General features: G+C 69.5%; 16 protein-coding genes and 1 pseudogene. 9 read left to right on the top strand and 8 right to left on the bottom strand.

From position 1 onward, the window contains the following. Positions 1-475 precede the first annotated feature (475 nt). The 3 genes from JJ685_RS28265 to JJ685_RS28275 are packed head-to-tail and all read right to left on the bottom strand — an operon-like array spanning position 476 to position 3,869. Positions 476-1,732 (bottom strand): cytochrome P450, encoded by a 1,257-nt coding sequence (locus tag JJ685_RS28265; RefSeq protein WP_201677731.1) that lies wholly within the window; start codon positions 1,730-1,732, stop codon positions 476-478. A 22-nt stretch (positions 1,733-1,754) separates the two neighbouring features. After that, on the bottom strand, positions 1,755-2,558 hold the full coding sequence (locus JJ685_RS28270; RefSeq protein ID WP_201677732.1) for an alpha/beta fold hydrolase: 804 nt from the start codon (positions 2,556-2,558) through the stop codon (positions 1,755-1,757). A gap of 15 nt (positions 2,559-2,573) precedes the next feature. Beyond that, positions 2,574-3,869, bottom strand: a complete 1,296-nt coding sequence (locus JJ685_RS28275) for an O-acetylhomoserine aminocarboxypropyltransferase (RefSeq protein WP_201677733.1) — start codon at positions 3,867-3,869, stop codon at positions 2,574-2,576. A 99-nt stretch (positions 3,870-3,968) separates the two neighbouring features. Here JJ685_RS28275 and JJ685_RS28280 point away from each other — a divergent pair, with 99 nt between their 5' ends. The 9 genes and pseudogenes from JJ685_RS28280 (at position 3,969) to JJ685_RS28320 (ending at position 11,342) form a co-directional block, all read left to right on the top strand. Beyond that, positions 3,969-4,433 (top strand): CBS domain-containing protein, encoded by a 465-nt coding sequence (locus JJ685_RS28280; RefSeq protein ID WP_201677734.1) that lies wholly within the window; start codon positions 3,969-3,971, stop codon positions 4,431-4,433. Positions 4,434-4,478: 45 nt separating this feature from the next. Continuing rightward, entirely contained in the window at positions 4,479-5,471 is a 993-nt protein-coding gene (locus tag JJ685_RS28285; protein ID WP_330901865.1) for an MYG1 family protein, read from the top strand. Then, a complete protein-coding gene (gene aroC / locus JJ685_RS28290; protein WP_201677735.1) occupies positions 5,468-6,565 on the top strand; it encodes a chorismate synthase in 1,098 nt (365 codons plus the stop codon). The genes JJ685_RS28285 and aroC overlap by 4 nt, the downstream gene beginning before the upstream one ends. A gap of 1 nt (position 6,566) precedes the next feature. Then, the gene (locus JJ685_RS28295; RefSeq protein WP_201677736.1) at positions 6,567-7,754 is read left to right on the top strand and encodes an MFS transporter; all 1,188 of its coding nucleotides are present in this window, start codon (positions 6,567-6,569) and stop codon (positions 7,752-7,754) included. Between the two features lie 59 nt (positions 7,755-7,813). Then, positions 7,814-8,245 carry a signal peptide prediction gene (locus JJ685_RS28300; RefSeq protein ID WP_236599351.1) on the top strand — a complete coding sequence of 144 codons (432 nt, stop codon included), beginning with the start codon at positions 7,814-7,816 and terminating at the stop codon, positions 8,243-8,245. A gap of 72 nt (positions 8,246-8,317) precedes the next feature. After that, a complete protein-coding gene (locus tag JJ685_RS28305; protein WP_201677738.1) occupies positions 8,318-8,506 on the top strand; it encodes a DUF3606 domain-containing protein in 189 nt (62 codons plus the stop codon). Continuing rightward, positions 8,506-9,534, top strand: a pseudogene (locus tag JJ685_RS28310) (aldo/keto reductase). The gene JJ685_RS28305 and the pseudogene JJ685_RS28310 overlap by 1 nt, the downstream one beginning before the upstream one ends. A gap of 87 nt (positions 9,535-9,621) precedes the next feature. Then, the gene (locus JJ685_RS28315) at positions 9,622-10,632 is read left to right on the top strand and encodes an SDR family oxidoreductase (protein WP_201677739.1); all 1,011 of its coding nucleotides are present in this window, start codon (positions 9,622-9,624) and stop codon (positions 10,630-10,632) included. 32 nt (positions 10,633-10,664) lie between these two features. Beyond that, positions 10,665-11,342: a DsbA family oxidoreductase gene (locus JJ685_RS28320; RefSeq protein WP_201677740.1), complete on the top strand. Its 678-nt coding sequence runs from the start codon at positions 10,665-10,667 to the stop codon at positions 11,340-11,342. On the opposite strand, the gene JJ685_RS28325 is transcribed toward JJ685_RS28320, so the two are convergent. From JJ685_RS28325 to JJ685_RS28345, 5 genes are all read right to left on the bottom strand, one after another. Beyond that, positions 11,339-11,731 (bottom strand): response regulator transcription factor, encoded by a 393-nt coding sequence (locus JJ685_RS28325; RefSeq protein WP_201677741.1) that lies wholly within the window; start codon positions 11,729-11,731, stop codon positions 11,339-11,341. The genes JJ685_RS28320 and JJ685_RS28325 overlap by 4 nt on opposite strands. A 95-nt stretch (positions 11,732-11,826) precedes the next feature. Then, entirely contained in the window at positions 11,827-12,234 is a 408-nt protein-coding gene (locus JJ685_RS28330) for an Hsp20/alpha crystallin family protein (RefSeq protein ID WP_201677742.1), read from the bottom strand. Between the two features lie 12 nt (positions 12,235-12,246). Beyond that, positions 12,247-12,690 carry an Hsp20/alpha crystallin family protein gene (locus tag JJ685_RS28335; RefSeq protein ID WP_201677743.1) on the bottom strand — a complete coding sequence of 148 codons (444 nt, stop codon included), beginning with the start codon at positions 12,688-12,690 and terminating at the stop codon, positions 12,247-12,249. Between the two features lie 71 nt (positions 12,691-12,761). Then, positions 12,762-13,505: a sulfite exporter TauE/SafE family protein gene (locus JJ685_RS28340; protein WP_201677744.1), complete on the bottom strand. Its 744-nt coding sequence runs from the start codon at positions 13,503-13,505 to the stop codon at positions 12,762-12,764. Between the two features lie 251 nt (positions 13,506-13,756). Beyond that, positions 13,757-14,186, bottom strand: a 430-nt coding sequence (locus JJ685_RS28345) for an integrase core domain-containing protein (protein WP_236599352.1), incomplete at its 5' end; no start/stop codon positions are given.

Consider the following 14,186-nt stretch of genomic DNA (forward strand, 5'->3'; position numbering starts at 1 on the left):
CTGTGGCACACGGGCAGGTTGTCCACGATCTACCTGAAGGACGTGCTCTGAGGTTCTCCTGTGCGAGAGTTTGTTGCCTTCTTGCCGGATCAGACCGGGACTGTTCGTCTCAGCGACTGTCCCCCGGCGCGGATGAGAGCCGCGCCCCGGGTGGACGCCGCGCCCGCGCCTCCTCCTTTATGTCGCTGAGCCGAACAGTCCCGGTCTGATCCTGCGGCGTACGGGTGCGAGCGCAGCGGCTTCGATCGAGATCGTCGAACGCCCGCTACGAACTCCGCGGAGGACGCGCGCTTTCCGATGGCGCAGCCCAGGACCAGGATGGGACAGTCCGACTCGGCGACATAAAGGAGGAGGCGCGGGCGCGGCCCTCGGCCGGGGCGGGGCTCTCACCCGCGCCGGGGGACAGTCGCAGAGGCGGACTGTCCCATCCTGGTCCGGCCCCGGGAGCAACGGACCTCGAATGCCCCCGACCCCCTCAGACCACCGCGAACGGCGCCTTCAGAAATCCGCGAAACCGCGCCCTTCCGCCGCGCGTCGGCAGCGCAGTCAGCCGATACCGCGGAAACCGCGCGAGAAAACGCCCGATCGCGATCAGCCCCTCCAGCCGCGCCAGGCTCAGCCCCGCGCACTGGTGGATCCCGAACCCGAAGGCGAGATGCCGGTTGTCCGCGCGGCCGAGGTCCAGCCGATCCGGATCGGCGAACTGCGCCGGGTCGCGATTGGCCGCCCCGATGCACAGCGTCACCAGCGCGCCGGACGGCAACGCCACGCCGCCCACCTCGCACGCCTGCAGGGCCCGCCGGTTCCCGAGCTGGTTGGACGACTCGAAGCGCAGGAACTCGTCGACCGCCAGCGTCATCGCCGGCTCCAGCGCGTCCCAGTCGGGCCGCGATCCGATCGCCCGCAGCAGCCGCTCCTTCTCCCCCGGCCATTCCTGCAGCGCCACCAGCGCGTTGCCGATCAGGTTGGTCGTGGTTTCGTGCCCCGCGTTCAGGATGAACACGCAGTTCTGCAGCAGCTCGGTCGCGGTGAGCTGCTCCCCCGCCGCCTCGCCCTGGATCAGGCGCGTGAGCACGTCGTGCTCGGGATCGCCTGGCCGGCGGCGCCGTTCGGCCACCAGCACCCGCAGGTAATCGAGGAACTCCAGCACGCTGCGGTTGCCCAGGTCCTCCTGCTCGCGCGTGAGCTTCGGCTCCAGCGCGCCGAGGATCGCGAGCGACCACCCGCGCAGCGGCCCGCGCTCGGCATGCGGCACCCCCAGCAGGTTGCCGATGACCTCGACCGGGATCGCCGAGGCGAAATCCTCGATCAGGTCGCCGCCGCCGCGCGCCTCGAGGGCGTCCAGCAACCGATCCACCAGCTGCACGAGCCCGGGCTCCATCTCCGCGATCGCGCGGCGGGTCAGCGCGCCCATGATCAGCTTGCGCACGCGCGTGTGCAGCGGCGGATCGTTGAAGACGAGGCTGCTGGTGTGGTGCTCCAGCAGGGGCGAGCCGGCGCCGTACTTGGGCGTGAATTCCACCTTCTTGTCCGAGCTGAAGACGTGGGCGTCGCGGTACACGGCCACCAGGTCGGCGTGGCGGGTGAGGAACCAGGAGCCATCCGGCATGGCGCGCACCGGCGCGCCCTCGCGCAGCGCCGCGTAGACCGGGTAGGGATTGGCGTAGAAGTCCGGCGGCAGCGCGCGCAGGTCGAAGGACGCGGCGATCTCGCGCGCCCGTTCCGGCTGCATGCGGGGCGTGGCCTCCACGGCCTCAGCGCAGGAAGTCGCGCAGCGCGAACAGCACCTGGTCCGGCGCCTCGGTCATCATCTGGTGGCCGCCGTCGACCAGCACGGTGCGGCCGTCCTGCGCCTTCTGCTGCAGCGCCTGGGCGGCTTTCGGCGGCGTCATCGCGTCGGCCTTGCCCAGCACGAACAGCACCGGGCACTTCACCTGCGCCATCGCCGCCTCGCCGCCCGTGTAGCTGTCGCAGGCGACGAAGCCGCGATGGAACACGTTGACCCGGGGGTTGCTGGCGAGCACCCGCTTCATCAGCGCGCGCGAGCCGCCGTACAGCCAGGTGCCGGGCCCCAGCGCCGAAGGCGGCGGGGCGATCATGGAGTGCGAGAAGACGTTCACCATGTCGATCGCCTTCATCGGCTGCTGCAGCGAGTTCTCCAGCAGCGCCGGCGAGACCTTCATCGGCGAGGCGGTGCCCACCAGCCCGAGATGCGTGACCCGCTCCGGCGCGCGCGCGGCGGTTTCCAGCGCGACCAGCGAGCCGAAGCTGTGTCCCACCAGGGCCGCCGTCTGCACGCCGGCGGCATCGAGCAGGGCCAGTACGAACCGGGCGGCCTCCTCCACGCTCTTCGGCGGCTCGCCCTCGCTCCTGCAGTGCCCGGGCAGGTCGGGCGCCAGCACGTTCCAGCCGTGGTGGGCGAAGTAGCGGGTCTGCAGGATCCAGACGCTGTGGTCGTTCAGCACGCCGTGCAGGAAGACCACGGTGGGCTTTTCGCGGTCGAAGGCCTTGCCGCCCGTGTAGCAGAAGGTCCTGGCGCCGTTGACGGTCAGTTCCATGGTGCTCGTTCCTCCTCAGGCTTTTTCCGCCGCCTTCAGGGCGCGCTTCAGGTCGTCGATCAGGTCGTCCGGGTCCTCCAGGCCGATCGACAGCCGGATGGTGGCGGGGCCGATGCCGGCGTCCCGCAGCGCCTCGTCGCTCATGCGGAAATGCGTGGTGCTGGCGGGGTGGATCACCAGGGAGCGGCAGTCGCCGACGTTGGCGAGGTGGCTGAACAGCTTCAGCGTCTCGATGAACTTCTTGCCCTGCTCGCGGCTGCCCTTCATGTCGAAGCTGAAGACCGAGCCGGCGCCCCTGGGCAGCAGCTTCTGCGCCAGCGCGTGGCTGGGGTGCGACTCCAGCATCGGGTGGCCGACCTTGCCGACGAAGGCGTGCGAGGCGAGGAATTCCACCACCTTGCGGGTGTTGCTCATGTGCCGGTCCATCCGCAGGGGCAGGGTCTCGATGCCCTGCAGGATCAGCCAGGCGGTGTGCGGGCTCATGCTGGCGCCGAAGTCCCGCAGGCCTTCGCGGCGCGCGCGCAGCAGGAAGGCACCGACGGTGGACTCCTCGCTGAATACCATGCCGTGGAAGCCCTCGTAGGGCTCGGTGAGCTCGCCGAAGCGGCCGGAGCGCTCCCAGTCGAAGCTGCCGCCGTCCACCACCACGCCGCCGATGACCGTTCCGTGACCGGACAGGAACTTGGTCGCCGAGTGGTAGACCAGGTCCGCGCCCAGGTCCAGCGGTTTCATCAGGTAAGGAGTCGTGAACGTGGAGTCCACCAGCAGCGGCAGTCCGGCCTCGTGGGCGAGGGCGGAGACGGTGGGGATGTCCAGCACGTCCAGCCCGGGGTTGCCGACCGTTTCGCCGAACAGGAGCTTGGTATCGGGCCGGATCGCGGCGCGCCAGCCGTCGATGTCGCCGGGCTTGACGAAGGTGGTCTCAATGCCGAAGCGCCTCAGCGTGTAGTGCAGCAGGTTCTGCGATCCACCGTAGAGCGCGGTGCTGGCGACAATGTGCGAGCCCGCCCCCATGAGGGTGGCGATGGCCAGGTGCAGCGCCGCCTGTCCGCTGGCGGTGGCGATGGCGCCAATCCCGCCTTCCAGGGCGGCCACGCGCTGTTCCAGCACCGCGTTGGTGGGATTGCTGATGCGCGAGTAGACATGGCCCGAGCGCTCCAGGTTGAACAGCGCCGCGGCGTGGTCGCTCGACTCGAAGACGAAGGAGGTGCTCAGGTGGATCGGCACCGCCCGCGCGCCGGTTGCGGGGTCGGGCGCGGCACCGGCGTGCAGCGCCAGGGTGTCGAATCCGGGGTCGGCGTAGCCGGGCATAGGGCAATCCCTCCTTATTGGACTGGCCCGGATTGTGGGCTATATTCATCCGGACACGACCATGGTCTGCCCGTGGTCCCGCACCCTAGGAGGCAAGCCATGAAAGTCAGCGACATCCTGCGCGTCAAGGGCAACACGCTCTACACCGTCTCCCCGGACGAGCCGCTGTCCCGCGCGATCGACATCATGGCCGAAAAGGACATCGGCTCATTGGTGGTGATGCACCACGGCGACCTGGTCGGGATGCTCACCTTCCGCGAGGTGATCCAGTGCATCGTCGCCAACAAGCACAGCGTGGGAACCACCCTCGTGCGCACGGCGATGGACGACCACCCGCTGACCTGCACGCTCGAAACCGAGCTGGACGAAGTGCGCCGCATGATGCTGGAGCGGCACGCGCGCTACATGCCGGTGATGGACCAGCGCATGCTCATGGGCGTGATCAGCTTCTACGACGTCGCCAAGGCCGTGGTGGACAGCCAGAACTTCGAGAACCGGATGCTGAAGGCCTACATCCGCGACTGGCCCTCCTCGGAAGATTCGCAGCCGACGGCGCAGCTGTAAGGTTCGTCCGCGCCCCGGGGGCTCCGGGGCGCGTAAGCTGGGTCCGTGACCAAGCGCATCGCCACCCACGACGGCAGCCACCACGCGGACGACGCCTTCGCCGTCGCCGTGCTCGCCGGCCTTTTCCCTGACCACGTCCTGCTGCGCACGCGCGATCCCGACGAGATCGCCCGGGCCGACTTCGCCGTCGACGTCGGCGGCGAGTGGGACCCCGGCCGGGGCCGCTTCGACCACCACCAGCGCGAGTTCGACGGCGCCCGCGTGCGCGCCGACGCGGAAGGCCGGCCGGTGCGCGCCGAGCCTTATGCCAGCGCCGGCCTGGTCTGGCGCGAGTTCGGCCCGGCCTACGTGCGCCTGGTCGCCGAGCGCATGGGCCAGCCGGTCGACGACGCCACCCTGGCCGCCATCGCCCGCGACGTCGACACCTCGCTGGTGCGCTACCTCGACCTGGTCGACAACGGCCAGGATGCGGTCGCGCCGGGCATCTTCGGACTGTCGGAACTGCTGTCCCTGCTGAACACCGACTGGATGGAGGAGCGCGGCCTGTCCGCCGAGGCCCATGCGCAGCTGCAGGTGGAGCGCTTCCGCGAGGCCATGGCCCTGGTTCGGCGCGTGCTCGACGCCTTCCTGCGCCGCAAGATCGGCCAGCTGCTGGCCGCCGACCACGTGCGCGCCGGCCAGCGCCTGTTCGGCGGCCGGCTGCTGTACCTGCCCGAGGGCGGCATGCCCTGGACCCGCGTGGTGGTGGAGGAGATGCCCGAGGTGCTGCTGGTGCTCTATCCGGACGCGCAGCCCGGTCGCCACCAGGTTCGCACGGTCCCGGCCCGCCTTGGGTCCTTCCGAGCCCGGATGGACCTGCCGGCCGCCTGGGCGGGGCTGCGCGACGAGGAACTGGCCGCCGCCACCGGCGTGCCCGACGCCGCCTTCTGCCACCGCAACCTGTTCATCGCGGTGGCCCGCAGCTACGAAGGGGCGCTGCGCCTCGCCGAACTGGCCCTGCCGCCCGGCCCGGAGCCATCCCCGATAATCGGGGCATGAGCGGCAACACCTTCGGCAAGGCCTTCGCGGTCACCAACTTCGGCGAATCGCACGGACCGGCGATCGGCTGCGTCATCGACGGCTGCCCTCCCGGCATGGAGCTGTCCGTGGCGGACCTGCAGCCGGACGTGGACCGCCGCCGCCCCGGCACCAGCCGCTACGTGACGCAGCGGCAGGAAGAGGACAAGGTGGAGATCCTCTCGGGCGTGTACGAAGGAAAGACCACCGGCACGCCCGTGTGCCTCCTGATCCGCAACACCGACCAGCGCAGCAAGGACTACAGCGAGGTCGCGGCGAAGTTCCGCCCCGGCCACGCCGACTACACCTACCTGGAGAAGTACGGCCTGCGCGATCCGCGCGGCGGCGGCCGCGCCTCGGCGCGCCTGACCGCGCCCATGGTGGCCGCCGGCGCGGTGGCCAAGAAGTGGCTGCTGCAGAAATACGGCATCGAGTTCCGCGGCTGCATGCAGCAGATCGGCGACGTCGAGATCCCCTTCGAGGGCTGGGAGCACGTGCCGAACAACCCGTTCTTCGCGCCGCTCGCCGACGTCTCCAAGCTCGAGGCGTACATGGACGAACTGCGCAAGTCCGGCGATTCCTGCGGCGCCCGCCTGCGCGTCACCGCGATCAACATGCCGGTGGGCCTGGGCCAGCCGCTGTTCGACAAGCTGGATGCCGAGATCGCCTACGCCATGATGGGCATCAACGCGGTCAAGGGCGTGGAGATCGGCGCCGGCTTCGGCTGCGTGAGCCAGCGCGGCTCCACCCACGGCGACTCGCTCACGCCGACCGGCTTCGCCACCAACAACGCCGGCGGCGTGCTGGGCGGCATCAGCACCGGGCAGGACCTGGAAGTTTCCATCGCGATCAAGCCCACCAGTTCGATCCTGGTGCCGCGCGAGACCATCGACCTGAACGGCGCGCCGACCCAGGTGATCACCAAGGGCCGCCACGATCCCTGCGTGGGCATCCGCGCCACGCCCATCGCCGAGGCGATGCTGGCGCTGGTGGTGATGGACGCCGTGCTGCGCCACCGCGCCCAGTGCGCCGACGTGCTGCCGCCGCTCACCCCCCTCGCCGCCTCCGCCACCTGAGATGGCCAGTGGCCCGCAGCCAGCTGGGTACCGCCAGCTGGTGCCCTTCGCCGCCTTGTCGGCGAGCTACTTCGCCCACATCGGCTTCTTCAACCCCTACCTGCCGCTGTGGCTGAAGGCGCAGGGGCTGCCGATCACCGTGATCAGCCTGCTGGCCTCGGTGCAGTCGCTCACGCGCGTGTTCGCGCCCTACGCCTGGGGCGCGCTGAGCGACCGCACGGGCGAGCGCGTGAAGCTGCTGCGCCTGAGCGCCACCATCGCGCTGGTCGCCTCGCTGGGGCTGTGGTGGCCGGGCGGCGCCTGGTGGATCGGCCTGGTGCTGCTGCTGCTCTTCACCCACACCAGTTCCATGATGGGCCTCACGGAAGCGGCGATGGCGCACCTCGTCGCGGGCGACTGGGGGCGCTACGGCAAGGTGCGGCTGTGGGGCTCGATGGGCTTCATGGTGACCGTGTTCGTCGCCGGCGCCTGGTTCGAGCGCTTCGGCATGGGCAGTTTCCCCGGCTGGACGCTCGTCACGCTCGCCTGCGTGCTGCTGTGCACCTGGTGCCTGCCCGACGCCCGGGAGGCGGCGCATGAAACGCGCGCGGCACCCGAGCCGATAGGCGCTGCGCTGCGCCGGCCGGTGGTGCGCTGGTTCTTCGCCTCGTTGCTGTTCCATGTGATGGCGCACTTCGCCATCTACGGCTTCCTCTCGCTGTACCTCGATGCGCTGGGTTACAGCAAGACCACCATCGGGCTGCTGTGGGCGGTGTCGGTGATCGTCGAGATCGCCTGGTTCTACGCGCAGGGCCGGCTGATCGTGCGCTTTCCGATGGAGCAGTGGCTGCTGCTGTGCGCGCTGGCGACCTCCCTGCGCATGGCCATCACGGCCGGGCTCGGCGGCTGGATCGCGGCGCTGTTCGTCGCCCAGATGCTGCATGCGCTGAGCTTCGCCACCCACCACACGGCCTGCATCGCCCTGGTGACCAAGCACTTCCCGGGACGCCTGCGGGCGCGGGGCCAGGCGCTGTTCACGGTGATCGGCTACGGCATCGGCGGCGTGATCGGCGTGCTCGCCGGCGGCGCGATTGCCGCGCGCTGGGGCTTCCAGCCCCTGTTCGCGGCGGCCGCGCTGCTGGGCCTGCTGGCCGCCGGCTGCGCCTGGCGGGTGCAGGTGCTGCAAGGACGCGACGCCGTCCTCGTCTGACGGGCGGACAAGCCGTGCCCCGCCTGCAGGAAAGGCGCGGCCGGTCCAGAATGCATGCAATGGTCGCGCTACCGCGTCTCCTGGGCTACCTCTGGGCCTTGCCCTACACCCTGCTCGGGGTGGTGCTCGGCGGAATCGGCGTGCTCTTCGGGGCCCGCTGGCGCGTCCGCCATGGCGTGCTCGAGTTCTACGGCGGCCACGCGGGCGCGGCCGTGGCCCGGCTGCCGCCGCTGCTGGGCTTCTCGGCCATGACGCTGGGCCACGTCATCCTGGCCGTGGACGGCTCGGCATTGGCCCAGCTGCGCCCCCATGAGCACGTCCACGTGCGGCAATACGAGCGCTGGGGTCCGCTGTTCGTGCCGGCCTACCTGCTGTCCAGCCTCGTGCAACTGCTGCGGGGCCGCAACCCCTACCGGGAAAACCACTTCGAGCGCCAGGCGTATGCGGTACCGCGGCTGCGGTACCCGGACCGTCCACCGCGCGAGCAGTGAGGTTGAGGGAATGGCCACCGACACAGCGCGGCCTTTTCGCTGCATCATGGCTGCTGGCGAAAGGAGTTCTCCATGGACAATGTGAGTGCCCATCCGGGCGAGCGCAACCGCATCGACCTCACCCGCCAGACCGACGTGCAGTTCTGGTGCCGGGTGTTCGACGTCAGCATGGACCAGCTGCGCGACGCGGTGCACCATGCGGGGCACCAGGCCGAGGAAGTGGAACGCTACCTGCGCCAGAAGAACATCCACGCCGTTTGATGCAGTACGCGCGACTGGGCCGCACGGGCCTGCAGGTTTCGCGCGTCTGCCTGGGCATGATGACCTACGGCACGCCGCAATGGCGGCCGTGGATCCTCGACGAGGAGGCCTCGCGTCCGGTCGTCCGGCACGCGGTGGAACTGGGCATCAACTTCTTCGACACCGCCGACCTGTATTCGGGTGGCGAGAGCGAGGTGCTCACGGGCCGCTTCGTGCGCGAGTTCTGCCGCCGCGAGGAGGTGGTCATCGCCACCAAGGTTTTCTATCCCGTCTCGCTGGAATTCAAGGGCGGTGCCGCCGCCGGCGCCAAGCCGCCGCCCAGGCGGCCCAACATGGACGGCCTGTCGCGCAAGAGGATCCTGCACGCCGTCGACGGCAGCCTCCAGCGCCTCGGCACCGACTACATCGACCTCTACCAGATCCACCGCTTCGACTACCACACCCCCATGGAAGAGACCATGGAGGCGCTGCACGAGGTGGTGAAGGCCGGCAAGGCGCGCTACATCGGCGCGAGCAGCATGTACGCGTGGCAGTTCGCGAAGATGCAGCAGATCGCGAAGGAACGCGGCTGGACGGCCTTCGTGAGCATGCAGAACCACTACAACCTGGCCTACCGCGAGGAGGAGCGCGAGATGATTCCGCTCTGCCGCGACCAGGGCGTGGGGCTGATCCCCTGGAGTCCCCTGGCACGCGGCTTCCTGGCCGGCAACCGCAAGCGCGACGACAAGGAAGCCGGCGCGACGGCGCGGGCGTAGACCGACGACATCGCGCAGAACTACTACTACCGCGACAGCGATTTCCAGGTCGTCGAAGGGCTGGCCACGCTGGCCCGGCAGAAGGGGCTGGCCAACGCGACGCTCGCCTATGCCTGGCTGCTGCACAAGGGCGTGTCCGCGCCCATCGTCGGGTCCAGCAAGACCTGGCAGCTGGACGAGGCCGTGGCGGCGCTGGAGGTGAGCCTGTCCGCCGAGGAAGTCCGGCAGCTCGAGGCGCCGTACCAGCCGCATCCGGTGCTGGGACACGTGTAGTCCCGCTCCCACAACGCGCTTCGCCCCATTCCGCGGCCCGGGCGGCGTGGCGCGCCGCACCATGGAGGTTTGGCACAGGAGGCCTCCATGGACAAGAAACCCAAGGCGAAGGACAGCGCGCGCAGCCCCGGCACGGAAGCGACCGCGGAGAAGCAGCGGGAACTGCAGCGCGAACAGGACCGCAAGGAGCCGAACGAGAGCGGCTCCGGCGGCGGCAAGGACAAGGGCGCGCCCCGGACCAGCAGCCAGAAATACCCCGAGGACCTGCCCGCCCAGCACCTGCAGAAGCCGGGGCAGGAAGCGGACATGCAGCTCAAGCCGCAGTTCATGGCGCCGAAGTACCGGGGCAGCGGCAAGCTCGAAGGCATGGCCGCCCTGGTCACCGGCGGGGACTCGGGCATCGGCCGCGCCGTCGCCGTGCTGTTCGCGCGCGAAGGCGCCGACGTCGCGATCGTGTATCTCGCTTCCCACGAGGACGCCGAGGAAACGAAGCGTTGCGTGGAGAAGGAAGGCCGCCGCTGCCTGCTGATTCCCGGCGACGTGAAGGACGCGAAGTTCTGCCAGCAGTCGGTGGAGAAAACCGTCAAGGAGTTCGGCAAGCTCGACATCCTCGTGAACAACGCCGCCTTCCAGGAACACGCGCACGACCTGCAGGACATCACCGACGAGCGCCTGGACGAGACCTTCAAGACCAACATCTACGGCTACTTCTACATGGCACGGGCCGCTGTGCCGCACATGAAGCAGGGCGCCTCGATCATCAACACGGGTTCGGTGGTGGGCCTCAAGGGCAGCAAGAAGCTGCTGGACTACTCGGCGACCAAGGGCGCGATCCACGCGTTCACGATGTCGCTGGCCTCGAGCCTGATCGAGAAGGGCATCCGCGTGAACGCGGTGGCGCCCGGCCCGGTGTGGACGCCGCTCAACCCGGCCGACCAGAGCGCCAGGGAGATCGTCGAGTTCGGCAAGCAGACCGAGTTCAAGCGCCCGGCCCAGCCCGAGGAGCTGTCGCCCGCCTATGTGTTCCTGGCGGCGCCGGCCTGCGCGAGCTACATCACCGGGATCGTGCTGCCGGTCACGGGGACGGTGGGCAGCTGACGGATTCCCGCGGGAATGACGAAAATGCGTCCATGACCCAAGCCCTCCACATCGACTTCGTCTCCGACGTCGCCTGCCCCTGGTGCGCCGTCGGCCTCGCCTCGCTCGAACGCGCGCTGGAAAGGATAGTCGGCGAGGTGCCGGTCGACATCCGCTTCCAGCCCTTCGAGCTCAATCCGCAGATGGGGCCGGAGGGGCAGGACGTCACCGAGCACCTCACGCAGAAGTACGGCTCCACGCCCGAACAGCAGGCCCAGGCCCGCGCCGGCATCGCGCAGCGCGGCGCCGCCGTCGGCTTCGAGTTCCGCAAGGAGGGCCGCGGGCGCATCTGGAACACCTTCGATGCGCACCGCCTGCTGCACTGGGCCGGCGAGCAGGGGCCGAAGCAGCAGCGCGACCTGAAGATGGCGCTGCTGCGGGCCTACCACGGCGAAGGCCGCAACCCCTCCGATCCCGAGGTGCTGGCGGAGGTCGCCGCCTCGGTGGGGCTGGATCGGGCCGCGGCGCAGGAAGTGCTCGCCAGCGGGCGCTACGCGCAGGACGTGCGCGACGCCGAACAGCACTTCCAGGGCCTGGGCATCCAGGCCGTTCCCTCGGTGATCGTCAACAATCGGCACCTGATCCAGGGCGGCCAGCCGCCGGAGCTGTTCGAGCAGGCGCTGCGGCAGCTGGCGCAGCAGCCCGAGGGCTCGGCGACGACGGAAGCCTAGTGCCCGCCGGCGGCGCGCGAGAGCGCCGACAGGTAATCGAGCATCGCGTCGGTCTCCATCGCCTTGTCGAACACGCCGTCGGCGCCCATCTCCTCGCAGCGCTTGCGCACCTGCGGGTTGGCGGTGCCGGTGAGGACGACCATCTGCCGCGTCGGCAACCGGTCCCGCAAGGCCTGCAAGACGCCGTAGCCGCTGCCGCCACGGGGCTGCAGCACGAGATCGACGATCGCGACGTCCCACTGGTTGCCGGGATCGCGCAGCCACGCGAGGGCGGACGTCTCGTCGGCGGCCCAGCCGGCGCATTCGATGCCGGCGATCTCGGACAACGCTTCGGCCAGGCCCTCGCGGATGGACGGCTGGTCTTCGACCAGAAATGCCTTCAGGGCCAACGACGGTCTCCTCACCGTGCGGCGGAGGGGCCGCCGCCTTCGGCCCATTGTGCACCGATGGCCCGCCGCGAGGGTTGCGGCGGGTAACACGCGATTCAGCCGGCCTGCACCTGGATGCGCCGCGGGCGCGCTTCCTCGGCCTTCGGGATCGTCAGGCGCAGCACGCCGTCACGCAGTTGCGCATCGATGCGGGAGGCATCGAGTTCGCGGCTCAACGTGAACTGGCGCCTGTAGGAGGGGCACTGCAGCTCCCCGTACACCAGCTCCATGCCGGCCGGCGTGCTGGCCGCGGTGGCGGTCGCCTCGATCACCAGGGTGTCGCCGTCGACCCGCAGGTTCAGTTGGTCCCGGGGCACGCCGGGAAGGTCGGCCAGCAGGGTGATCGCGTTTTCGTTTTCGAAGACGTCCACCGGCGGCACGACGAAAGCCTGGGGCGCATTGGCCGCACCGGCGTTGGCAGCCGCGCGCCCCTGGGCGGAAGCAGTCTGGACAGCGTTCGTCATGGCGATCTCCCTTCAGTTCACTTCGATGCGGCGGGGCAGCGAGGACTCGCGCTTGGCCACGCTCACGCGCAGCACGCCATCGCGGTAGCTCGCCTCCACGCGGGCGGGGTCGGCATCTTCGGGCAGGCTCACGACGCGGCGGAACCGGCCGGCGAAGCGCTCGTTGGCATAGACGTTGACGCGTTCGTCGGCTGGCGGCAGCTGGCTCTTGCGCTCACCCGCGATCACCAGCAGGCCGCGGTCCACGGTGATATCCAGCTGCGACGGATCCAGCCCGGGCGCCAGTGCCTGGACCTCGATGGACGCCGGCGAGGTGCCGACGTTCAGCACCGGAAATGCGGCATCGGCCTGGGAACGGATGCTGGCGCCCGGCCCGGGAAAGACCCGGTCGAGCATGGATTGCATCCGGTTGAGCTCCGCGAAGAAGTCCGCGGTCGATCGGAACAGGGGACTCATGTGCTCTCTCCTTTCTGGCACGTCGGCCGATCCCGAATTAGGGCCGGGCGGACGCACTTTCAAGGGCCGCTTCAGCGGGAGAGCAGCACGGGCACGGAAGCGGCGAGCAGGGCCACGCCGCTGGCCGTGAGCAGGCCCAGCACGACCTTGCGGAAGGTGAGGTCGCTGATCCCGATGTAGACGCGCGCGCCCAGCAGGACCGGGACCAGGACGGCCGGCGCGACCACAGCCAGCAGCGGTAGCATGCGCGGCTCCAGGATGCCGGTGGCGAGGTAGCTGGCGAAGGTCACCACCTGCATCGCCAGGTTGAAGTTCTGGATGATGGAGCGCTGGCGGTCCTTGTCGAAGCCGCGCACGGTGCACCACAACGTGGGCACCACGCCGGTGAAGCCGCCGAGGCCGCCCATCACGCCGCCGGCCGCGCCGGCGAGGGCATCGCCGGTGCGGCCGCCGTCGACGCGCGGCAGGCGCGAGGCGAAGAACATCAACGGGCAGACGATCACCATCATCGCCCCGAGCACGGCCTTGAACAGGGGCACGTCGAGGCGGGGCAGCAGGTACAGGCCCAGCGGAAGTCCGGCGAGCCCGCCCGCGAGGAAGGGCAGCAGGGTCTTGAAGTCCCAGCCGCGCCGCACCGTGAACGCGGCGAGCAGCTGGCCGACGAGGGCGCCGAACACCGAGAGCGCCGCCGCGAGCCGCGGCTCCAGTGTCCAGGCCCACAGCGCCATGGCGGTGAGCCCGAAGCCGAATCCGGAAAGCCCCTGCACGAACCCCGCGATGGCGGCGCCGAGGGCGACGGTGAGGATCAGTTCCATGCGGGGCGGATGATACGGGGCCTGAAGCCGTCATCCCTGCGCCGTGGGCGATCCTGCGTGTTGGAAGCTGTGCGTCTTCAGTGCGAGCTCTCTACGAAGCCGTTCGACGCTGTGGCCTTCTTGCCGGATCAGACCGGGGCTGTCCGTCTCAGCGACTGTCCCCCGGCGCGGATGAGAGCCCCGGCCCGCACGATGGCCGCGCCCGCGCCTCCTCCTTTATGTCGCTGAGCCGGACAGTGACCCGTCCTGCCCTAGGTTGACACCTGTTCAGGCCTAGTTGCCGGCTGCCTTTGGGCAGCCAGGGACTCCCGGTGGGTTGCATCGGGCGTTTTGTATTCTAGGGACAGGTGTGGTCTGGCCTGGTTGTACAAGCGCACCGACTCGCTGACCATTCGGGTAGCTTGCTTCAGATCGGCCGGCGTGTGCAGCAGGTATTCCATCTTCAAGATGCCGTTGACTCTCTCGGCCATGGCGTTTTGGTAGCAGTCATAGCCGTCGGTCATCGAGCAGGCGATGCCGTGCCGCGCATGGAGGCGCTGGTACTCCCTCGAGCAGTACTGGGTGAATTCAACTCGTCGTAGCAACACGTCCTGATTGGAGGTGTTGATGAAAGCGAAGAAGCGGAAGTCGAATCGGTCACTACGCGCGAACCTGCGCTCGCCTGGTCGACCGCCGGTGTTG

Origin of the sequence: Ramlibacter monticola, from assembly GCF_016722785.1 — a bacterium.
In the GTDB taxonomy this organism is placed as follows: domain Bacteria; phylum Pseudomonadota; class Gammaproteobacteria; order Burkholderiales; family Burkholderiaceae_C; genus Ramlibacter; species Ramlibacter monticola.